We start from the raw sequence: 19,504 nt of genomic DNA, 5'->3' as shown, positions 1-19,504 counted from the left end.
ATGTCGGACCTCAACACTTCGTCCACGCGGCGCCGTCTGCGTGGCGGGACACGGTCGACACCGACGCCGACGGCTCCGGCCGGCCCGGCCATCACCTTCGACCGGGTCACCGTCACCTACGGCCGTGGCCGCGGCGCGCAGGACGCGCTGTCGGACTTCAGCCTTCGGGTGGCGCCCGGTGAGACCGTGGCCCTGCTCGGACCGAGCGGCTCGGGCAAGTCGACCGCCCTGAAGGCACTCGCCGGCTTCGTCCGCCCGTCGTCGGGACGCGTGCGTCTCGGCGACCGGGACGTCACCGACCTCCCGCCCGCCAAGCGCGGGATCGGCGTGGTCGTCCAGTCCTACGCCCTGTTCCCGCATCTGCGCGTCCGGGACAACGTGGCGTTCGGCCTGCGGGCGAATCGGGTTGCCCGCAGCGAGATCTCCGACCGTGTGCGTGAAGCACTCGAGATGGTCAGCATGTCGGGGTTCGCCGACCGGCTGCCGCGGGAGCTCTCCGGCGGACAGCAGCAGCGCGTCGCCATCGCCCGCGCGCTCGCCATCCGACCCGGCGTGCTGCTGCTCGACGAGCCCCTGGCCGCACTCGACGCCGCCCTGCGACAGTCGATGCTGACCGAACTGCAGGAGCTGCGGGCCGCCCTCCCCGACACCGCGATGCTCTACGTCACCCACGATCAGACCGAGGCGCTCGCCCTGGCCGACCGGGTCGCGGTGATGCGCGATGCGCGCCTGGTCGACGTCGACACCGCCGACACGCTCTGGACCCGACCGCCGTCGGCGTTCACCGCCGCCTTCCTCGGCGGTGCGAATCTCCTCCCGTGCACGGTCGGGCGGGTGTCGGGGACGACCGCGCTGGTCGCGGTCGGTGATCGGATGCTCGATGTCACCGCGCCGGCCACGCGTGTCGGGGCGCCGGGCTGGTCCCCGGGCACTCCTGCGATGGTCTGCATCCGACCCCACGAGATATCCGTCGCCACGACCTCGGGTCGCGGCGCGATCTGCGCGCGGGTCACGGCGACGGTGTGGCAGGGATCGACGACGCGGGTCACCCTGGCCGTCGACGGTCTCCCGGACGTGTTGCTCGACGCCGATCTTCCGGGCCGGACCGACCACGGGGTCGACTCGATCGTCTGGGTGACGTTCCCGCCCGGCGCCGGAGTGCTCGTGTCGACGAACGACGTGTCATGACCGCCGGTCTCGTCGAACGCCTATCCGAGGCGCCGACCCCGGAGCCCAACCCACCCGTTCGGCGTACTGCGGCCGTGTGGTGGACGATCGGACCGCTGGTGATCGTGGCCGTGGTCGCGGTGTATCCACTGGTGCGGGTACTGCTGAACTCCACCTCGGGCCGTGGGACGAGTTCGTGGTCGGGGGTCTTGTCGTCCGAGCTGTTCCGGACGTCGCTGGTCACCACCGCGCGGATCGCGGCGTGTGCGACCCTCGGATGCCTGGTGCTCGGCACGTTCATCGCGGTGGTCCTGGCCTTCGTCCCGTTCCCGGGATCGACCGTCGTGGGGCGACTGATCGACACCGTCCTCGCCCTCCCGTCGTTCCTCATCACGCTGGCCTTCACGTTCATCTACGGCAGCGCAGGCATCGTCAACGCTGCGCTGTTCGAGATCATCGGTTCCCGTCCGGTGAACTTCCTGACCACCGAGCTCGGTGTCATCGTCGCCGAGATCACCTTCTTCACCCCGTTCGTCGTACGCCCCCTGCTCGCAGCGTTCGCGATGGTCCCGCGTGAACAGCTCGACGTCGCAGCGAGTCTCGGTGCCTCACCGTGGCGGGTGTTGCGCACGGTCGTGATGCCCGAGGCGTGGCCGGCACTGATCGCCGGCGGCGGACTCGTGTTGCTGCTGACGCTCAACGAGTTCGGGATCGTGCTGTTCACCGGCGCCAAGGACGTCACCACGCTCCCGGTCCTGATCTACACCCGCGGGATCGTCACCTTCGACCTCCCGGGGGCCGCGGTGATCGCGACCGTTCAGGTCGGACTGTCGATCGGCCTGTATCTGCTCTATCGAAAGGCGTTCGCGCAAATGACCTCCGGCCGCGGGGCGTCGACACGGAAGGACAACGGCAATGCTGTTCTGGACCAGGCGTAGTCGCGCCGCGGTATGGGCGCTGTTCGGGGTCGTGGTGACGGTCGTCTTCGTCGCGCCCATCGCCACCGTCGTCCTCGCGGCCTTCGCCGGGTCGTGGAACGGTCCGCTGCCGACCGATCTCGGGGTGGCCCGCTTCGGTGACGCGTTGTCCGGCGACGACCTCGCCAGCCTGTCGGTGAGTCTGCAGACCGCGGTCATCGCCGGCGCGCTGGCACTGGTCGTCGGGACCTGGGCTGCGCTGGCCGCCCGATCGGCGCCGCCGTGGCTGCGGCGCGTGACCGACGCCGCGTTTCACATCCCGATCGCCGTCCCGTCGGTGGCGATCGGCCTGGGACTGCTGATCTCGTTCAACTCGCGTCCGCTGCTGCTGGGTGGGACCAAGTGGATCGTCATCGTCGCGCACATGGTCCTGGTGCTGGCGTTCGCCTTCAGCTCGGTCTCGGCGGCGGCCGAGCGTCTCGATCCCGCGCTACGACAGGCGGCCCAATCCCTGGGCGCGAGCCCGGCCCGGGTCCTGTTCCGCGTCGAACTCCCGCTGTTGCTGCCCGCTCTCGGCGCCGCCGCCGGGCTCGCGATCGCACTCTCGATGGGCGAGCTGGGGGCCACCATCATGGTGTACCCGCCGACGTGGAAGACGCTGCCGGTCAGCATCTTCGGATTGTCCGATCGTGGTCAGGCGTTGTCCGCGGCCGCTCTGACGACAATCCTGCTGGCGGTGACCCTGCTGGTTCTCGCGGCCGTGAGCAGATTGCGAACCCGCGCGGCCATCCGCTGACCCCAGCGGCGGTCAGAAGGTCAGCGACCGAGTTCCCAGCCCGGCGACACCGTCGCGGACGAACGTCGCCCAGGTGCGACGCATACGCGCCGCGAGCCGGGGATCGGGGTCCTGCCCGCCGAGCATCAACGCGTCCGACCAGGAACCGCTGAACAGGAACGGCAGCTCGATGGAATGGCACGCGCCGAGCAGTCCGGTTCGCGGCGCCCAACCGAAGACGTACTGCGCCGCGGCACCGCCCGCGTCGGTCCACCGGGCGGCGAGACCGTGCGCCGACCGGCCGAACACCGCGTGGGTGACCCGTCGGACGACGAGGCGGTACACCGCCCGCCCGGGGAAGCCGGCCCGCGTCAGACGCATCGCGCGCGGGTCACCCAGGACGTAGGGCGACGCGTCTGAGGCGGTGTGGCCGACGAGCAACTCGCATCGCCGCGCGACCTCCGCGAGGCGGGCATCGGCCGATTCCTCCGACGGCAGCGGCGCGATCCCCATCCGCGTCCCGAACGGCAGCGCACCGACGGACTTGTACGACGTCGCGAGGACGGCGAGTTCGCGCTGCGCGGCGAGGATCTCGTCGGTGGACGCGGTCATCGGGTCATCGAGCAACTGGCCCAGGCGGGCGCGCAACGCCTCGACCATCTCGCTCCGACCGATCCGCATCCCCAGCGGCGCACTCTGCACGATGGCGCGCTGGTACAGACCGTCCGCGTCGGCCGACAACATCATCGACACGACGGCGTCGCCGCCCGCGGAGTGGCCGGCGATCGTGACCCGGTCGGGATCGCCGCCGAACGCCGCGACGGACACCCGCACCCACCGCAACGCGGCGATCTGGTCGTGCAACCCGAGGTTGTCGTGGTCGGTGCCGGGCGGCGTGAGGTACCCGAGGACCCCCAACCGGTAGGTGACGCTGACGACGACGATCCCCTCACGCGCCAGATCGTCGGCGTCGTACTGCGGCGCCTCACCGGCACCGGAGACGTACGCGCCGCCGTGAAACCACACCAGGACCGGTAGATCGCGCGCGTCGGCCGGGGCGGTCACCGACACCACCTGACAGTCCTCCGACGTGCTGAGGTCCGCCCCGACGGCCCCGGCCACGGTGTCCAGGCGCGACGGGTCCTGCGGCGCGGCCGGGCCACGGTCCACCGCGGGACGCGGCCCGGTCCACGGCGACACCGGTTGCGGGAGGCCGAAACGATCGGCGGAGGCGTACGGGATCCCCCGCGCACGGACGAGGTCGTCGGCGACCGCCACGGTGATCGGCCCGGCCGCGGTGAGTACGGTCCTCCGCCCGCTCGTCCCGTCGCTCATTTGGCTGCGGGAAGCTCGCTGCCGGACAACAGGATCGACGCGATCAACTCCGGGTTGTCCCCCATCGGGACGTGACCGACGCCGGGCACCGAGATCAGCCGCGCGTGGGGGAAGTGCTCGAGCACGTTGTGGCGGTTGCGGTACGGGAGGATGAGGTCGCGGGTACCCCAGGCCACGGTCACCGGCACCACCGGCGACGTCAGTGCCGGCAGCGGGAACGGTTCGTCGACACCACCGGCCAGAGTGGTGTTGGTCAGCAGCGAGTTCAGGTCGACGACCGCGGACTCGTACGACACCCGACTGGGGTGGGCGAAGAACGGCGCCAGCGACGGATAGCGGATGAACCGGCTCCGGAACGCGGCCGGCGCCCGCTTCCCGAGTCCGGAGGCGGCGGTCCGCAGGATGGCGAACTTGGTCAGGCTGCGCGCCTGCGCGGCGGGGCCGTTCCAGAACCCCGCCGGCGACAGTGCCGTCGCCGACGCCACCTCGCCCCGCGCGGCCAGACACATCGAGAGGTAGCCGCCGAGCGAGTTCCCCGCGACGTGCACCGGTCCGTCGGATGCCTCGAGTCCTCCGATGAACTCGGCGAGCCGGTCGGTGAACTGCAGCAGGCGCTGCGCACCGAAGACGTCGAGGTCGTCGGACTCACCATGACCGGGAAGGTCGACGGTGACCACCCGGCGGTACGGGGTGAGCAGGTCGAGAACCGGATCCCAGGCCTGGCGTCGATGCACGACCCCGTGGACCAACACCAGCGTCGGACCCGCACCCGCCACGTCGTATCGCAATCCCATGATCGGAACTGTAGCGACGGCCCGACGAGCTCCCGCGTCGGGCGATGGTCAGCCGAGAATCGTCTTGCGGTCGGTGTGGAAGAAGGTGATCGCGGTGGCCGCGGCGCACAGTGCGCCGGCGCCGAACAGGACGTAACCGTCGTCGATGATGGTGCCGACGATGCCGCCGAACGCGGCGCCGGCGATGAAACCCGCGTAGAGCAACGTGTAACCGAGCCAGTCGTACATCGTGCCGCCACCGCGCGCGTGACGTTCGATGCCCTGCCCCAGTTTGACGAGAGTGCCGGTGACGTAGCTCAACGGGATGGACACCTCGCCGTTCTTCACGAAGGCGGCGTTGAGTGCCCCGACCGAGAACGCGACGATCACGATGGGGACGTAGGTGACGTCGTTGCCGTCGAACCCGTTGAGGATGAAGTCGACCAGGCCCGCGGTGAACAAGCCGATGGTGGTGAGCACCGTCGCCCCGTGGGGATGGTTCTTCCAGAACCGACGTCGCATGTACATCGCGATGGCCACCCCCGAGATGAACGCCACGATCAGGATGGCGGCGTTGAGCGCGGACGGGCCGATCACGCCCCGGGATCGGGTTGTGTCGAATCCCTGCAACACCGCACGTTCGGTGTTACCGGTCATGAAGGTGACGAAGTAACCCTCCGAATCGAGGAACGCTGCAGCGCCGATCATTCCGGCAACGGCGGCGAGAATCCAGGACAGTCGGGCTTCAGCGCCGATCGCATCTTCTTTTGTGATCATTATTGTCGGATTTTATGCGACCAGACGCCGGTCGGCTCGGCAGAGACGAGTTGATCTGCGTCTCACCAGGGCGCGGGCGTGTTGGTGCGCGCCCAGTTCTTCTCCGCGTCCGAGCGGGCCGGTGGCGGGACAATCCCGTTGATCATCCAGAGCTCCTCGCTGGTCTCGTCGATGTGGAACTCCCAATGCAGGCCGTCATGACGTTCGAGGTAGGGGGCCAGGACGTCCCCGACCCAGCGGGCCGTCCGACGCCGACTCGCCGCGTCGGGCAGATGGCGCGCGATGTGGGCGATCTCGACACGTGCGCTCAGCGGCGCCGAGACGCCACCGACGTAGAAGTTGTCGGCGGTCACCTCGCGGAAGATCACGACCACGTAGAACCTCGGCAGACCGACCTTCTCGTACCGGTCGGTGATCTCCTCGGCGAGCGAGGCCTTGTCGTCGTCGGAGAAGACGCCCGGGGAGTGATGGATCGTCCAGAGTGGCATCGAGCGTCCTTACGGTGGTCGGATCGGCGATCAGTGTGACGAGGCGAAGGTGAGGTTCTCGACGGGCCCGGCGAGCATGGCCTTGACCGCCACCGTGGTGTCGTCGGCCAACACCTCGAGTGCGCCCGCCTCGAGCCCGTCGAGGATCCGAGCCGCGATGACGGCGGGTGACGTCTTGGGCATCCCGATGTCGGAGACCATCTCGGTGTCGATGAAGCCGGCGTGCACGCCGAGGACGTGGGTGTTCTGCCCGGCGAGTTCGGTCCGCAGGGAATTGGTGATCGACCACATAGCCGCCTTCGACGCGCCGTAGGCGCCGCTGCCGCCGAGCCACGAGAGCACCGAGTGCACGTTCACGACGGCCCCGCCTCCGTTGGCCGCCAGGATCGGGGCGAACGATCGGACGACCCGCAACGGCCCGAAGGCGTTGACGTCGAACGTGTTCACGACATCGGCCATCTCGCCGGTCAGCAGGGGCGCGGGAAGCAACACGCCCGCGTTGTTGATGACGATGTCCACGTCACCGGCGATCCCGGCCAGGGCATCGATCGAGTCCTGCGAACCCACCTCGACCACCGCGGTCGTGACGGCCGGCCGCGGGTCGTCGAACGCCGAGCGCGCGGTGGAGTAGACCGCGCGCGCACCGCGTGCGAGAACCTCGTCGACCAGCGCCGCACCCAGACCGCGCCGACCCCCGGTCACCAGAACCACTGCGCCCTCGATCGATGTCATGACCAGCTCCCTCTGACTAATGTTGTCGTTAGTCAGGAGTGTAGGCATCGCCACCTGACTAACGCAAGCGTTAGTTATAGTGGGGCCATGCCCATGGAGTTCGAGACGCGTCTGGCCGACCGCGATCGGTGGCGTGCCGATGCATGTTCGGCCGCCAAGGCGCTCGATCTGCTCAGCACCAAGACCGTGTTCCTCGTCGTACGGGAATGCTTTTACGGCACCTCGCGTTTCGAGGACTTCGTCGACCGCATCGGCGTCTCGGCGCCCGCGGTCTCCCGCGCCCTGCGACAGCTGGAGTCGGCGAATGTGGTCGCCCGCACGCCCTACCGGGAAGTGGGTGCGCGCACACGCGACGAGTACCGCCTCACCGCGGCCGGCGAGGACCTCCTGCCGGTGGTGCTCTCCCTCGTGCAGTGGGGAGACGCACATCTGCAGGACGACGGACCGCCGTTGCGGTTCGTCCATCGCACTAGCGGCGACGAGATCCGCGTGTGCGTGACAGCCGATCCTACGCGCGACCTCGACTCCGACGAGATCTCTGTCCGGGCCACACGCCGACCTGGCGAGACACCGGACCGCCGTCCATGAGCACCGCCCGCCCGGTCACGGGGACCATCGCGACTCATCCGTGGATGCTCATCGCGTCGCAGCCAGAGCCGGATCGATGAGGACCTTCATCTTCGTGCCCGCGTGCAGCGCCTCGAACCCCTCGTCGAGGACGTCGTCGAGAGCAATCGTGCTGACCCACCCGGTGGTGTCGTAACGCCCCTGTGCCATCAGATCGATGACCGCCTCGTAATCGGCGGAGGTGTAGCAGAGCGACCCCTGGATCCGGGACTCGTTCATCACCAGGTTCAGAAGCGGTGTGGTCAGCGGCTTCTCGTAGATCGCGACACTGACGAGGGGCTTACGCGCACCCACACACCCCAGTGCGGTCTGCACCGATGCCTCCACACCCGCGGCGTCGTACGCCGCGTCGGCACCCCGGCCCGCGGTCGCCTCGGCCACGAACCCGGGCACGTCGATCGCGGTCGGATCCAGGGTCTTCGCGCCCAACGCCTCGACGGCCGCGCGACGGGTCGCCGACGGCTCGACGACGTGGACGTCGTCGAGGCCCATGCCCGTGAGCGCGAACCACAACCCGATGCCGATGGGCCCGGCTCCGAAGACCAGAGCGGTGTCACCGGGGTGGACGTCCCCGAGGGCCGCGGCGTGATACGCCACCGACATCGGCTCCACCAGAGCCCCGAGTTCGAGTGAGACGTTGTCCGGGAGTCGGTGCAGCATGCGTTGCGGCACAACGGTGTACTTGGCCATGGCGCCGTCGGACATCAGGCCGTGGAAACCGATGTCGGCGCAGATGTTGTAGTTGCCCGCGCGACACGAAGGACACTTGTCGCAGCGGTAGAGCGGTTCGACGGCCACCCGGTCGCCGGGCGCCCAGCCACTCACGCCGGAACCCACCTCGGTGATGGTGCCCGAGAATTCGTGACCCATGACCAACGGGAGTTGCTGACCGGTCAGCGCGTGCGGTTCGGTGGGGATGAAGATCGGGCCCGCGTAGTACTCGTGGAGGTCGGTGCCGCAGATGCCGTTGAACCCGACCTCGATCTTCACCTCCCCGGGGCCGACCTGCGGCTCGTCGACATCGGTGATCTCGAGTTCGTTCGGACCGTAGTAGACGGCAGCACGCATCGTTCGCTCCTTGTCGTCGTGGGCGTCGTCGCCACGATGAACGGAACGTATGCGAGGGCGGACATCCGCCGACAGAGTTGCAGAGCGTTGCACCGGGCGTCAGCGCCCGGTCGGGGTCACTCCGACGCGGACGGGTGGTCGGTCTCGACGAGCTGGGTGGCCAACTCGACCAGCTTGACGTTGCTGTCCTGCGACAACCGGCGCAGCAGCTCGAAGGCCTGCACGGCGTCGATGCTGAAGCGCTCCATGATCATGCCCTTGGCCTGTCCGATGATGTCGCGGCTGGCCAACGCGCTGTTGAACTGGATGTTGCGCTCGCTGGCAATCCACGCGTTCGCGGCGTGGGCGGCGAAGATCGCGCCGATCTCCTCGATGTCCTCGGTGAAGTTGTCAGGACTTCGCGAGTACAGCGTCAACGATCCCAGCGTCTCGGCCGCGGTGTAGAGCCGGAAGGACAGGATCGACCGGAACGGGATCGACGCAAGCGCATCGGGGGTGTACGCGGGCCACCGGGTCTCGGCGCCGAGGTCGTCGACACGCACGATCGGCTCATCCCATGCGGCGGCAAGACACGGGCCCTCGCCGTGGGTGACCTGGATCTGGTTGTGACGAACCGCCATGTCGTCGGTGGCGACCTCGGTCTTCAACTCGGCGCGACCGGTGGTGACCGAGATGCTCGCCGACTCGGCACCGGGGACGTTGGCCACCGCACCGTCGACCACGTCTCGTAGGACGTCGTCGAGCGTACGGTCCTTCGCCGAGTGCAGACGCCGGGCGAGCTCGGCTATCCCGCGATGAATGTTCCTGTCCAGAGACCCGTCGCTCATCGGAGCACCTTCCGTCGACACCTCTACACCTCCACGATCACACAGTCGTCGGTTCCACCAACGAGTGGACAAACGCCATCTTCTCCAACACCCGGGCGGGCAGCACAAACGGGTACAGATCCTGGTGGCCCATCGACCGGTTGATCTGGTTGAGCGACCACGACAGCGGCAACCACAGTTCGATGATGCGCTCGAATCCCACCTCACCGGGCAGCGCGCTGTCCAGCGTCGCGCCGGCCGGGGCCATCGCGAACGCGGCCGCGGTGTCGAGGGTGTCGCGGATGTGGAGGTAGTGGGCGAACGTCTCGGCCCAGTCCTCCGCGGGGTGCATCGTCGCGTACGACGACACGTAGTCCGATCGCCAGTTGTCGGGCGGCCCGTCGTTGTAGTGGCGGTCCAGCGCGGCCTGGTAGTCGTCGTCCGGGTTGCCGAACAGCTCCTCGAACCGGGGGCGACGATCGCCCGACCCGACCAGCGCCATCTGGAAGTAGTGGCCGATCTCGTGACGGAAGTGCCCGATCAGGGTGCGGTACGGCTCGTCCATCGACACCCGCAGCTGCTCGCGGTGCACGTCGTCGCCCTCGGCGAGGTCGAGCGTGATCAACCCGTTCGCGTGCCCGGTGATGACCTTGCGGTTCTCCGACGAGAGCAGGTCGAAACCCAGACCGTTCTGTTCGTCGTCGCCGCGTCCCACGATCGGGAGCTCGAGCTCGGTCAGCTCGAGGATCACCCGTCGTTTGGCCAGTTCCGCCTCGGCGAACTTCTCCAACGCATCGGTGTCACCGTCGGAGGGCCGCGTGCGGGTGAGTCGGCACGATTCGCACAGGGCCTCCTTGCCGACGCCCTTCTCGACCATCCAGTTACAGGAGGCCACCGTGCTGTTCGCGCACCGCGTCAGCGTGGTGCCCTCGATATCGGGCTCCTCGGACGCATCGAAGGAGTAGATCGTGCGCGTCGGCAGGTGGAAACCGAGATGGCTCGAACACTTCAGACACAGGGTGTTCTCGAAGGAAAGCTGTTGGCCGCAGGTGCGACAGACGAAATCACGCATGGTGAGGAACTCCTTGACGGTGACGGTGGTGCACCGCCGGTCGATCCGAGCTGCGCCGACCCCGTGTGAACGCGGGTCTGGCACAGAGGCAACCCGGCACCTACTCGACCCGACTCCCGACACGATCCTTGCCGGGTCGGGTCCGGAGAGCAAATCCCCGGTCACCAGCGGTGTCAGCGCGTAGGTTTGACCTTGTCTTTACTGAACCGAACCCGAGGAGATCATCATCAATACCGCTACCGCAGTGGAGATCCTGGCCGCGCGTTCCACCACGACAACGTCGGTGGGAATCATCGGCTACATCATCATCGGCGGCATCGCCGGCTGGTTGGCCAGCAAGTTCATGGGCACCGACAAGCAGATGGGAATCGTGCTCAACGTCGTCGTCGGCGTGATCGGCGCGTTCCTGGGCGGTTTCCTGCTCAGCTTCGCGTTCGACACGGCCAGCGGCGGATGGTTCTTCACCTTCCTCACCGCCCTCCTGGGATCGGTGATCCTGCTGTTCATCGTCAAGAAGGTCCGGAGCTGACGCTCGACGAACACGTGACGATGCGGGTCCCGCGACGCCGCATCCACTGCCCGTGACGGGGTCACCCGAGCGCACCGACGACGGCCGCCACATCATCGTGGGCGGCCGTCGTTGGCGTGCGACCGACCCGCTCATCCCCGACGACCGCGACGCCGAACTCCGGTCGATCCTGATGGCCTGGCGACGCGAGGTGAAGCGCACCTCGGGCGCACCCGAGTCTCGCGCCGGGGTGCAGGCCGCGAAGGTCGCGCTCGGTGAGCGCGGGACGCCGTGGTGGGAGCAGTCCGACGACGAGCGTCGAGCACGCTGGGAGACCGAGGTCCCCCGCCCGCCTCAGACCTGAACGGGTCCCTTCGCGAGCCAGGCCGTGGCCGCCTTGGCGGCACGCTTGAGCGCCGAACGCTCACCCACGTAATCGGCGGCGGCCCCCACGACCGGAACCGCACTGAGCAACTTCGACAGCCGTCCCGGCGCCGGGCGCCGTTTCGCCTCACCGACCACGGCACGCAGCAGTTTCGCGGTGGTCCACACCCGCGCCACCACATCCCGCGCCGACCACGAGCGTGCTGACGGGGCCGGCGGGTCCGCCGACTCCGAGACTGCCTTCTCCGAAGCCTTCGTGCGAATCGCGGCGGCGTCCACGGTTCGCCCACACAGGACCGACGCGAGCAGGTCGGTCTGCCGCGCGCGGTCCGTCACTCCGTGCACCCGCGCGATCGCGCACAGCACGAACGCCTGTTGCGTGAAGCCCAGGACGTCCTGGATCGGCAGACGATCCGACGCGGCACCGAACACTCCCGGGTAGGCGACGAGCACCGACGTCAGGGCGCCGACACGCGAGACCCACCAGTCCGACCGTTCGTCGACCGAGAGTCCCTGCCACTTTGCCGATCCGGGCGCCGACGCCTTGTTGGTCACCCACGACAACGAGTCGGCGGCCGCCGAGATCGCTTTGTCGGAGAACGAGGGATCGGCATCGGTCCCGACGGAGTCATCACCGTCCGAATGCAGACGCTCGTTGCCGGTGAACGGATCGTCGTGTTCCAGGGCGTCCAGCACCGGTCCGATGAGACCTGTTGCCCGGTAGAGGATGTCGACGAGCTCCGCGTCACCGAGTGGCTTCGCCATGAGTCAGCTCTCCGAGGTGGGAGCGGTCGGCGAGGTCGGGGTGATCATTTCACGGCTCGTCGGACGCGGATGGCTGCGCTGACGATCAGGGCGATGACGGCGCCGACCACAGCGGCCCCGAGCAGGGCGACGCCGACGCCGAGGTCGAAGTTGAAGCTGATGAACTCGATCCGGGTGTGGTCGGTGTTCTGCAGGACGAAGACGACCAGCGCGACGATGAGCAGCAGGCCGATCACCAGGGTGATCTTCGAGAGGACGGAGCCGGAACGGCGGGTGGGGGTGGAGGAGTTCATGATTGTTCCTGTCGGTGATAGGTGATGTCGCTCAACGTGATTCGTTGAACACAACTCGATGGAGACCCGCCGCGATGACCGCGCCGAGGAGTGGGAAGACGATGAAGACCCAGAGTTGGGACAGTGCGAGATTGCCGGCGAACAGGGCCGGGCCGATCGACCGCGCCGGGTTGACCGACGTGGAGTCGATGCCGATGGCGATCAGGTGGAGCACGGTCAGGGTGAGGCCGATGGGCACCCCGACCGCGGTGGACTGGGGCGCCGAACGTGCGGTCACCGAGAGGACGACGAAGACCAGGATGGCGGTCGCCACGATCTCGACGATGGCAACCGGCACGAGTCCGTAGCCGCCCTTCGACGCCGACCCGAACCCGTTGGTGCCCAACCCGTCGGTGTCGATGGCGTAGCCCGGTCGGCCCGAGGCGATGACCAGGACCAGCGCGGCACCGACGATCGCGCCGAGGATCTGCGCGACCACGTAGGTCGCGGCTCTGCGCGCGTCGATCCGGCGCGACACCAGCACACCGAGCGTGACCGCCGGGTTGACGTGGCAGCCCGAGATCGGCCCGATGGTGAAGACGAGAGCGAGAAGCGTGAGTCCGAAGGCCAGTGCGATTCCGACGGTGCCGACGGTGTCACCGGCGAGCACAGCGGTGCCCACGCCACCGATGACGAGGACAGCTGTGCCGACGCCCTCGGCGATGCCGGCCCGGGCCAGTGAGGTCTCGGTCATCGGGACCGCTCCTTACCGTGCCGGCGCTCGTCGAGCTTGCGCTTGAGGACGCCCCAGGTGACGCGACCCAGACCTGCGTAGAGCCTGCTGGCGAGACTGCGCTGTCCACTCATGTTGTTCACTCCATGTTCGGGGCACGACTGATCCGCCGGGCGCGAATGCGTCGGCTGTGGTCGTGCGATGTGACGGTGTCGCGAACGAACGGCGACTGTGAATGCGAACGGGACGACTCACCGTCGCGGGAAACGGAGCGGTTGGGCGCGATGTGCGCCCAACCGGCTCACGCAGGTCTTACTTGAAGGTGTCCTTGATGTTCTCGCCGACCTTCTTGACGCCGGCCTTGCCCTGGTCGCCCTTGCCCTCGGCCTCGAGGTCCTTGTTGTCGGTCACGTCACCGACGACCTCTTTGGCCTTGCCGATGGCGTCTTCTGCAGCGTTCTTGGCCTTGTCGACGAAGCTCATGTGTATCTCCTTGTGTGCGGTGGTGTGTTCGTAGGGGTAGTCGGGCGGACCGCCCGGATGTGCACGCCGGGACATACGTGAGCTGTGTCACATGCGTAGATCGCCGTTCAGTTCGTCGGCGCGCCGGTCTCGACGATCAGATCGGCAGCGATGTCGCGCACCCGCCGGTTGGTGTTCTGCGACTGCGCGCGCAGGATCTTGAACGCCTGCTCGGCGTCGACCCCGTGGCGGCCCATGATGATCCCCTTGGCCTGCTCGATCGGCGCGCGGTTGTTCAGAGCAGCCCGCAGGGCGTCGGCTACCTCGAGAGCGGATTTGAACCGGGCGAAGTCACTGATGGCCCGCGACACCGTCGTCGTCAGGAGCTCCATGATGTCGGCGTCGAGGGAGTCGAACGCGGCCGGCTCCCGGCCGTACAGGTTGAGCGCGCCCAGCCGCTGATCCGGGGCCGCCAGAGCGGCGGCGAGGAACGAGTGGATGTTCTCCTCGGCGGCGGCACGCGCGAAATCGGGCCACAGCTGTTCACCGGCGTCGACGTCGACCAGCACGGTCTCGCCCGTCCGCGCCGCGTGCAGGCACGGACCGTCGTCGGCGTCGTACTGCCCCTGGTCGACGCGCAGGGTCCGGGTGTCGGTGTGTACGGCGGTGTAGGTGCGACCACCGAGGGCGATCGTGATGCTCGCGCACTCGGCTCCGTCGATCGCCTCGTGCGCGACGTCGACCACCCGTTGGAGCAGTACGACGAGATCGTCCTCGTCGGTGATGCTCCCCCCGAGGGCGATCAGCATGGACGCCAGCGCAGCCGGGCTGGCGTCGGACTCGGCGACCGCTCCGGCCACCTCGACCGCACGATCGGTGGCCCCGTCCGGGGTTGCGGCGAGCAACGACTCGCTCGTCCGCGGATCAGACGCGGGATCGTTCTCGTGCACCGGAGTACTGGTCATCTCGCTCCTCGCTGGGGTTGCGTCGTCACGATACGGCTCAGGTCGACGTCGACTGTGTGGGTCAGCAGGTCCACCTGCGCCTCCCCCAGCACGTCCCGGACGACTCCGAGGACCACATGGCGGACACGGTGAGCGACCACGCGCAGTTCGGCGTCGATGGTCCCGCGCAGGTCGATCTGGACGCCGGTCAGCTCGCGGCGGTCGATGTCGAGACCGACCCGGGACGTCTCGTACTCGGCGTCAGCGCGCAGAGCACGCGTCAGCAGCGCCCGCATCGCCTGTTCGCGAACGGTGAGATCGCCCGGCACGTGCGACGACGACCCGGTGATGCGCAGCAACCGGCCCGGCCGGGATGCGGCGCGCACCTGCTCGCGGACGGTCTCACTCACCGCGTCCCAGCTCGATTCCGACCGCGACTGCAGCGCGGCGATGATCTCGCTCTTCGGGGGCACCGCGGGCCGTTCGGTCACAGCCAACTCCTCTCGATCACAGCCAACTCCTCATGGATTCGCGTAGCGCTCCACGAGCGCGCGTGTAGTGACCGCGGGCCGCGCCGGGGCCGAGCGTGAGCACGTCACCGATCTCCTGATAGGCCATACCCTCCACCTCTCGCAGCAGCCACGCCGCCCGCTGCCGCGGCGGCAGTGTGGCCAGGCTGGCCTCGAGGGCGTCGACGAAGGCCTCGCCGGCAGCCGACGGATACGGCAGGCCCAGGGTCGACACCGCCGTGTGGTCGTCGATGTCGTCGCCTATCGGCACCGGCGAGCGTTTCCGATAGGCGTCGGTGATCTTGCGGGAACAGATCGCGAACAACCACGTCTGCACCGAGCTGTCCCGACGGAAGGTGCGCAGGCCGCGCCACGCCGCGACGAACGAATCCTGGACCACTTCCTGCACCGCGCACTCGTCGGACAACATCCGGCGCGCGTAGCCGTGCAGGCGCGGACCGAACCGGGCGACGAGAACATCGAACGCCTCGAGGTCGCCCTCCGACGCGAGATCTATCAGGTGCAGGTCGTCGAGATCGACGAGAGCCTGACTCTCTGTACGCATCTGTTGACCTCACCCATTCGACGGCTCCGCTGAAGAAGCCATCATGTGGAAGAGGCACTCTCACAATAAGACCTTCGCAACGTCCGTTGTCACGGATGGGGTGGGGGCCTCTGTGGTTTTCATCACAAGGTGTTGACGTGCGTTGCGCAGGTCTCGCACCGACAACAGACATGTCGGGCGATGCGGACGCATCCGCGAGAACCCTCCCGACGCGAGCGAAGGACTCACGATGACCGACCCCATCGACCGGATCGCGGACGCGGTGCTCGCCGTGCCCGGTGTGACCGCGCTGGGCGATGACCCGGAGTCCCCGTCGGATCCCATCGATCCGCGTGTCTCGGGCGTGGCCACGGACGGGATCACCACCTCGGTGCACGTTCGCGTCGCCGCGACTGCCTCGACGCGTGAGGTCGCCGAACAGGTGCAGCAGGTCGCTCACGACATCGCCGGTGGCCGCGTCGATGTCACCGTCGAAGAGGTGCGATAGCTTCGCGCACAAAAAATCCCGATCCGCACCGGAGTGCGAATCGGGATCTTTTACTTGTAGCGGGGACAGGATTTGAACCTGCGACCTCTGGGTTATGAGCCCAGCGAGCTACCGAGCTGCTCCACCCCGCGTCGGGTGAACACAACGTTACACAGAGGGCCTCGATGTAGGCAAATCGATCCCTGACCAGCACCGGAGACGAGAACGCCCGGCCGGGATGTGTTCCCGGCCGGGCGATCTCGCGTTCACTGTGGTCCTACTTCGGCAACGCCTCGTACTTGTCAGTCGCCGCCTTCAGTCGGTCCAGAGCCTGTCCGTAGGCACTGAAGTTGCCCGAACTCTGCGCCTGCTGCAGCGCGTCGATCGCCGAGTTCAGTTCCGTGACAGCGGCATCTCGATCGGCACTGCTCGCCGGGCTACCCGGGGCCGGGGTCGTCGACGGGGTGCTCGGTGCCGTGGTCGTGGGCACCTGTCCCGTCTGCGTCTGACCGTCCGTCGGCTGCTGCTCCTGGCCACCGTTGCCCGTCGTGGGCGCCTGGCCACTCGGAACACTGTCGGGTTCCGCCGCGGCAGCCGGGCTGATGCCCGCCTGCTGCAGGGCCTCGGCGATGGTCGGCGCGTATCCGATGCTCGGCGGGTCCGCGTCCGAACTGCGGTACCGCACCACGACTCGGAACAGACGCGGGAAAGTCGCGTCGGAGTTCTTCGCCTGGGCGTAGAGCGGGACCACGTTCAGCAGACCGTTCTGCCCCACCGGGAGGGTGAGCAGGTTGCCGAACCGGGTGGACGCCGTGTTCTCGAGGTTCTTCAGGTCCGCGTTGACCTGACCGAAGGTCGACATCGCCGAGAACGCCAGTCGCGGGCCCTCACGTGTCGGGTTGCTCGGGACCTCGCGAATCGTCATCTGTCCGTACGTGGACGGATCCGACGACACCGTGAGGTACGACGCCAGGAAGTCCCGGTTCAGGGTGTTCATGACGCTGGTGAGCTGGAAGCTCGCCTGGTTCTGCCGGCGCGGGTCGGACGCGACGAAGTAGTACGGGGGCTGATCGAGACCCCGGTCCAATGCGTTCGAGTCCGTCGGGTCGGCCGGGATCGACCAGAACGAGTTGCCCTGGAAGAACGTGCTCGGGTTCTCGACGTGGTACTTCGCCAGCAGCGAGCGCTGGATCTTGAACAGGTCCTCGGGGTAGCGGACGTGCTCCTTGAGGCTCTGGTTGCGGTCGAACTCCGCCCGCGACTTCACCGTTCCGGGGAACACCTTCATCCAGGTCTTGAGGACCGGGTCCTTGTCGTCGAACTGGTAGAGGGTGACCTTGCCGGTGTACGCGTCGACGGTCGCCTTGACCGAGTTGCGCACGTACGCGATCTGCTTGTTGATCTGCGTCCGGCCCGTCTGACCCTGGTTGAGCTCCTGCGCGTCGGTGGTCGCGTCCTGCAGCGACGTCTTCTGCGCGTATGGGTAGTCGTCGAGCGTGGTGTAGCCGTCGACGATCCACTGAATCGACCCGTCGGCCATGACGGCCGGGTAGGTCTTGGAGTCGACGGTCAGCCACGGCGCGGCCTTCTTCACACGATCTCGGGGATCACGGTTGTAGATGATCTTCGAGTTCTTGTTGATCGCACCCGAGAGCAGGATGTTGCGCTCGGTGTACTTGATCGAATAGGCGAGCCGGTTGAACACGTTGCCCAGCGAGACGCCGGCACCACCGGTGTAGGTGTACTGACTGGTGGCCGTGTCGTACTCGTTGCGCTGGCCGTTGTCCGAGCCGACGATCGCGTAGTCGGGGTTGACCTTCGAGATCAGCTCACCGAAGTAGATCCGCGGCTGCTTGACCTTGATCGGCGCGTTCGCCTGGTAGTTCGGGTCGGCGATGCTGTTGATGTCGCTGACGTCGAAGTCGGGCTGTCCGCCGCTGTTCACATCGGTGCCCGACGAGGCCGGCTCGTTGACACGGTTGGCGGGCGCGGCGACGAATCCGTTGCCGTGCGTGTAGACCGTGTGCTTGTTGATCCAGTTCTGCTGGTTGGCCGCGAATCGGCTCGGGTCGAGCTCACGGACCGAGACGATGTAGTCGCGCAGCTGGTTGTCCACGCGGTACCGGTCGATCGCCAGCTGCGTCGGGAACCCGTAGAAGTTCTGCTGCTGCTGCAGCTGGGTGAACGCGGGCGAGACGATGTTGGGGTCGAGCAGACGGATGTTGGAGATGGTCGCCGAGTCGTTGTCGACGTTCTGCTGGTTGACCTGGCCGCCGGTCCAGTTGTCCTGGTAGGTGACCTTGTCGTCGCCGATCTGATAGGCCGCCCGCGTCGCATCGATGTTCCGCTGGATGAACGGGGCCTCCTTGCTCGCCGCGTTCGGCTTGACCGAGAACTGCTCCATGACCAGCGGCCAACCGACGCCGATGACCAACGCCGACAGCAACATCAGCGCGGTGGCCAGGGCCGGGACGCGCAGGTCGCGCAGCACGATGCCCGCGAAGAACGCCGCGGCACAGATCACCGCGATGGCCAGCAGGATCAGCTTGGACGGCAACACCGCGTTGATGTCGGTGTAGCCGGCACCGGTGAAGATCTCCTGCTTGCGGGTGCTCGAGAGAAGCGTGTACCGGTCGAACCAGTAGGCGACGCCCTTGAGCAACAGGAACAGTCCGGCGATGACGGCCAGCTGGATCCGCGCGGCCTTGGTCAGCGTGCCGTTGCGACCGGCCAGCTGGATCCCGCCGAAGATGTAGTGCGTCAACAGGCTGACGATGAACGTGATCACCAGCAGGACGAACAGGAAATTCAGGACGAAGCGGAAGAACGGCAGATCGAATGCGAAGAAGCTGATGTCGTATCCGAACTGCGGGTCACGCTGGCCGAAGCTCTCGCTGTGCAGGAAGGTCTGGACGGTGGCCCACGACCCCTGTGCGACGAGGCCCGAGAGCAGACCGATGATCAGCGCAGGCACGATGGCGAACCAGCGGATCCGGCTCATCACGACGGTCCGGTAGCGCGCGATGGGGTCGCCCGGCCCGGTCGTCGGGACGAACACCGGCCGCGAGCGGTACGCCAGGGCCAGCCCTGCGAAGACGATGCCTGCCGCGATCAGCCCCACGACGAAGAACAGGATCACCCGCGTCCAGATGATCGTCGAGAACACCGTGCTGTAGTCGATGTCGTCGAAGAAGAGCAGGTCGGTGTAGAGCCCCACGAATCGGGGACCCACCAACAGGATGATCAGGACCGCGACCGCGACACCGATCAGGACCTTGCTTCGTCGCGACAGTGTCGGCATTCCTGCCGGACCCCGTACTCCCACTTCTCACGCTCCCATTAGTCGACCGACGCGAGAC

At 67.5% G+C, this 19,504-nt stretch carries 23 protein-coding genes and 1 tRNA gene; 7 read left to right on the top strand and 17 right to left on the bottom strand.

Annotation, left to right across the window (positions count from 1 at the left end):
- The 3 genes from IEV93_RS11030 to IEV93_RS11020 are packed head-to-tail and all read left to right on the top strand — an operon-like array spanning position 1 to position 2,880.
- On the top strand, positions 1 to 1,188 hold the full coding sequence (locus IEV93_RS11030) for an ABC transporter ATP-binding protein (protein ID WP_188489591.1): 1,188 nt from the start codon (positions 1 to 3) through the stop codon (positions 1,186 to 1,188).
- Positions 1,185 to 2,105, top strand: a complete 921-nt coding sequence (locus tag IEV93_RS11025; RefSeq protein ID WP_188489589.1) for a 2-aminoethylphosphonate ABC transporter permease subunit — start codon at positions 1,185 to 1,187, stop codon at positions 2,103 to 2,105. Before IEV93_RS11030 ends, IEV93_RS11025 begins: the two co-directional genes overlap by 4 nt.
- On the top strand, positions 2,083 to 2,880 hold the full coding sequence (locus tag IEV93_RS11020) for an ABC transporter permease (protein WP_188489587.1): 798 nt from the start codon (positions 2,083 to 2,085) through the stop codon (positions 2,878 to 2,880). Before IEV93_RS11025 ends, IEV93_RS11020 begins: the two co-directional genes overlap by 23 nt.
- 12 nt (positions 2,881 to 2,892) lie before the next feature.
- Here IEV93_RS11020 and IEV93_RS11015 read toward each other — a convergent pair whose 3' ends face one another.
- From IEV93_RS11015 to IEV93_RS10995, 5 genes are all read right to left on the bottom strand, one after another.
- Positions 2,893 to 4,194 (bottom strand): carboxylesterase family protein, encoded by a 1,302-nt coding sequence (locus IEV93_RS11015; RefSeq protein ID WP_188489585.1) that lies wholly within the window; start codon positions 4,192 to 4,194, stop codon positions 2,893 to 2,895.
- Positions 4,191 to 4,988, bottom strand: coding sequence for an alpha/beta fold hydrolase (locus IEV93_RS11010; protein ID WP_188489584.1), 798 nt, complete (start codon positions 4,986 to 4,988; stop codon positions 4,191 to 4,193). Before IEV93_RS11010 ends, IEV93_RS11015 begins: the two co-directional genes overlap by 4 nt.
- A 48-nt stretch (positions 4,989 to 5,036) precedes the next feature.
- A complete protein-coding gene (locus IEV93_RS11005) occupies positions 5,037 to 5,744 on the bottom strand; it encodes a YoaK family protein (RefSeq protein ID WP_188489582.1) in 708 nt (235 codons plus the stop codon).
- A gap of 62 nt (positions 5,745 to 5,806) precedes the next feature.
- Entirely contained in the window at positions 5,807 to 6,232 is a 426-nt protein-coding gene (locus IEV93_RS11000; RefSeq protein WP_188489580.1) for a tautomerase family protein, read from the bottom strand.
- A 30-nt stretch (positions 6,233 to 6,262) separates the two neighbouring features.
- Positions 6,263 to 6,964 carry an SDR family oxidoreductase gene (locus tag IEV93_RS10995; protein ID WP_188489578.1) on the bottom strand — a complete coding sequence of 234 codons (702 nt, stop codon included), beginning with the start codon at positions 6,962 to 6,964 and terminating at the stop codon, positions 6,263 to 6,265.
- A gap of 93 nt (positions 6,965 to 7,057) precedes the next feature.
- Here IEV93_RS10995 and IEV93_RS10990 point away from each other — a divergent pair, with 93 nt between their 5' ends.
- Entirely contained in the window at positions 7,058 to 7,552 is a 495-nt protein-coding gene (locus IEV93_RS10990) for a winged helix-turn-helix transcriptional regulator (protein WP_188490530.1), read from the top strand.
- Between the two features lie 48 nt (positions 7,553 to 7,600).
- Here the strand turns inward: IEV93_RS10990 and IEV93_RS10985 are convergent, their stop codons facing one another.
- The 3 genes from IEV93_RS10985 to IEV93_RS10975 form a co-directional block, all read right to left on the bottom strand.
- Positions 7,601 to 8,659, bottom strand: coding sequence for a 2,3-butanediol dehydrogenase (locus tag IEV93_RS10985; RefSeq protein ID WP_188489576.1), 1,059 nt, complete (start codon positions 8,657 to 8,659; stop codon positions 7,601 to 7,603).
- Positions 8,660 to 8,775: 116 nt separating this feature from the next.
- A complete protein-coding gene (locus tag IEV93_RS10980) occupies positions 8,776 to 9,486 on the bottom strand; it encodes an ANTAR domain-containing protein (RefSeq protein ID WP_188489574.1) in 711 nt (236 codons plus the stop codon).
- A gap of 37 nt (positions 9,487 to 9,523) precedes the next feature.
- Positions 9,524 to 10,537, bottom strand: a complete 1,014-nt coding sequence (locus IEV93_RS10975) for a zinc-binding metallopeptidase family protein (protein ID WP_188490529.1) — start codon at positions 10,535 to 10,537, stop codon at positions 9,524 to 9,526.
- A gap of 226 nt (positions 10,538 to 10,763) precedes the next feature.
- On the opposite strand from IEV93_RS10975, the gene IEV93_RS10970 reads away from it, so the two are divergent.
- Positions 10,764 to 11,066 carry a GlsB/YeaQ/YmgE family stress response membrane protein gene (locus IEV93_RS10970; RefSeq protein WP_188490528.1) on the top strand — a complete coding sequence of 101 codons (303 nt, stop codon included), beginning with the start codon at positions 10,764 to 10,766 and terminating at the stop codon, positions 11,064 to 11,066.
- Between the two features lie 52 nt (positions 11,067 to 11,118).
- Complete coding sequence (locus IEV93_RS10965) at positions 11,119 to 11,409, top strand: hypothetical protein (RefSeq protein ID WP_188489572.1); 291 nt, start codon at positions 11,119 to 11,121, stop codon at positions 11,407 to 11,409.
- Here the strand turns inward: IEV93_RS10965 and IEV93_RS10960 are convergent.
- The 7 genes from IEV93_RS10960 to IEV93_RS10930 form a co-directional block, all read right to left on the bottom strand.
- The gene (locus IEV93_RS10960) at positions 11,400 to 12,194 is read right to left on the bottom strand and encodes a hypothetical protein (protein WP_188489570.1); all 795 of its coding nucleotides are present in this window, start codon (positions 12,192 to 12,194) and stop codon (positions 11,400 to 11,402) included. The genes IEV93_RS10965 and IEV93_RS10960 overlap by 10 nt on opposite strands.
- A gap of 44 nt (positions 12,195 to 12,238) precedes the next feature.
- Complete coding sequence (locus IEV93_RS10955; RefSeq protein WP_188489568.1) at positions 12,239 to 12,487, bottom strand: LapA family protein; 249 nt, start codon at positions 12,485 to 12,487, stop codon at positions 12,239 to 12,241.
- 31 nt (positions 12,488 to 12,518) lie between these two features.
- Positions 12,519 to 13,220 carry an aquaporin gene (locus IEV93_RS10950; protein WP_188489565.1) on the bottom strand — a complete coding sequence of 234 codons (702 nt, stop codon included), beginning with the start codon at positions 13,218 to 13,220 and terminating at the stop codon, positions 12,519 to 12,521.
- 291 nt (positions 13,221 to 13,511) lie between these two features.
- Positions 13,512 to 13,682, bottom strand: a complete 171-nt coding sequence (locus tag IEV93_RS10945; protein ID WP_188489563.1) for a CsbD family protein — start codon at positions 13,680 to 13,682, stop codon at positions 13,512 to 13,514.
- A gap of 107 nt (positions 13,683 to 13,789) precedes the next feature.
- On the bottom strand, positions 13,790 to 14,626 hold the full coding sequence (locus IEV93_RS10940; protein ID WP_188489561.1) for a GAF and ANTAR domain-containing protein: 837 nt from the start codon (positions 14,624 to 14,626) through the stop codon (positions 13,790 to 13,792).
- Positions 14,623 to 15,096, bottom strand: a complete 474-nt coding sequence (locus tag IEV93_RS10935) for a hypothetical protein (protein WP_188489559.1) — start codon at positions 15,094 to 15,096, stop codon at positions 14,623 to 14,625. The genes IEV93_RS10940 and IEV93_RS10935 overlap by 4 nt, the downstream gene beginning before the upstream one ends.
- A 16-nt stretch (positions 15,097 to 15,112) precedes the next feature.
- Positions 15,113 to 15,679: an RNA polymerase sigma factor gene (locus tag IEV93_RS10930; protein WP_188489557.1), complete on the bottom strand. Its 567-nt coding sequence runs from the start codon at positions 15,677 to 15,679 to the stop codon at positions 15,113 to 15,115.
- A 229-nt stretch (positions 15,680 to 15,908) separates the two neighbouring features.
- Between IEV93_RS10930 and IEV93_RS10925 the strand changes: the two genes are divergently transcribed.
- The gene (locus tag IEV93_RS10925; protein ID WP_188489555.1) at positions 15,909 to 16,166 is read left to right on the top strand and encodes a hypothetical protein; all 258 of its coding nucleotides are present in this window, start codon (positions 15,909 to 15,911) and stop codon (positions 16,164 to 16,166) included.
- Positions 16,167 to 16,223: 57 nt separating this feature from the next.
- Here IEV93_RS10925 and IEV93_RS10920 read toward each other — a convergent pair.
- Both IEV93_RS10920 and IEV93_RS10915 read right to left on the bottom strand, forming a co-directional pair.
- Positions 16,224 to 16,297: transfer RNA gene (locus tag IEV93_RS10920), tRNA-Met, on the bottom strand.
- A 125-nt stretch (positions 16,298 to 16,422) separates the two neighbouring features.
- Positions 16,423 to 19,470: a UPF0182 family protein gene (locus IEV93_RS10915; RefSeq protein WP_188489553.1), complete on the bottom strand. Its 3,048-nt coding sequence runs from the start codon at positions 19,468 to 19,470 to the stop codon at positions 16,423 to 16,425.
- Positions 19,471 to 19,504 lie beyond the last annotated feature (34 nt).

It is taken from the genome of Williamsia phyllosphaerae (assembly GCF_014635305.1).
In the GTDB taxonomy this organism is placed as follows: domain Bacteria; phylum Actinomycetota; class Actinomycetes; order Mycobacteriales; family Mycobacteriaceae; genus Williamsia_A; species Williamsia_A phyllosphaerae.
The sequence above is the reverse complement of the archived record's forward strand: the minus strand, read 5'-3'. Positions and strand labels throughout refer to the sequence as shown.

Coding starts and splice junctions, on each gene's coding strand:
- IEV93_RS10995 (WP_188489578.1), bottom strand. CDS start 6,964: ATGACATCGATCGAGGGCGCAGTGGTTCTGGTGACCGGGGGTCGGCGC.
- IEV93_RS10985 (WP_188489576.1), bottom strand. CDS start 8,659: ATGCGTGCTGCCGTCTACTACGGTCCGAACGAACTCGAGATCACCGAT.
- IEV93_RS10925 (WP_188489555.1), top strand. CDS start 15,909: ATGACCGACCCCATCGACCGGATCGCGGACGCGGTGCTCGCCGTGCCC.
- IEV93_RS11020 (WP_188489587.1), top strand. CDS start 2,083: ATGCTGTTCTGGACCAGGCGTAGTCGCGCCGCGGTATGGGCGCTGTTC.
- IEV93_RS10960 (WP_188489570.1), bottom strand. CDS start 12,194: ATGGCGAAGCCACTCGGTGACGCGGAGCTCGTCGACATCCTCTACCGG.
- IEV93_RS11005 (WP_188489582.1), bottom strand. CDS start 5,744: ATGATCACAAAAGAAGATGCGATCGGCGCTGAAGCCCGACTGTCCTGG.
- IEV93_RS10950 (WP_188489565.1), bottom strand. CDS start 13,220: ATGACCGAGACCTCACTGGCCCGGGCCGGCATCGCCGAGGGCGTCGGC.
- IEV93_RS11025 (WP_188489589.1), top strand. CDS start 1,185: ATGACCGCCGGTCTCGTCGAACGCCTATCCGAGGCGCCGACCCCGGAG.
- IEV93_RS10990 (WP_188490530.1), top strand. CDS start 7,058: ATGGAGTTCGAGACGCGTCTGGCCGACCGCGATCGGTGGCGTGCCGAT.
- IEV93_RS11030 (WP_188489591.1), top strand. CDS start 1: ATGTCGGACCTCAACACTTCGTCCACGCGGCGCCGTCTGCGTGGCGGG.
- IEV93_RS10975 (WP_188490529.1), bottom strand. CDS start 10,537: ATGCGTGATTTCGTCTGTCGCACCTGCGGCCAACAGCTTTCCTTCGAG.
- IEV93_RS11000 (WP_188489580.1), bottom strand. CDS start 6,232: ATGCCACTCTGGACGATCCATCACTCCCCGGGCGTCTTCTCCGACGAC.
- IEV93_RS10955 (WP_188489568.1), bottom strand. CDS start 12,487: ATGAACTCCTCCACCCCCACCCGCCGTTCCGGCTCCGTCCTCTCGAAG.
- IEV93_RS10940 (WP_188489561.1), bottom strand. CDS start 14,626: ATGACCAGTACTCCGGTGCACGAGAACGATCCCGCGTCTGATCCGCGG.
- IEV93_RS11010 (WP_188489584.1), bottom strand. CDS start 4,988: ATGGGATTGCGATACGACGTGGCGGGTGCGGGTCCGACGCTGGTGTTG.
- IEV93_RS10930 (WP_188489557.1), bottom strand. CDS start 15,679: ATGCGTACAGAGAGTCAGGCTCTCGTCGATCTCGACGACCTGCACCTG.
- IEV93_RS10945 (WP_188489563.1), bottom strand. CDS start 13,682: ATGAGCTTCGTCGACAAGGCCAAGAACGCTGCAGAAGACGCCATCGGC.
- IEV93_RS10980 (WP_188489574.1), bottom strand. CDS start 9,486: ATGAGCGACGGGTCTCTGGACAGGAACATTCATCGCGGGATAGCCGAG.
- IEV93_RS11015 (WP_188489585.1), bottom strand. CDS start 4,194: ATGAGCGACGGGACGAGCGGGCGGAGGACCGTACTCACCGCGGCCGGG.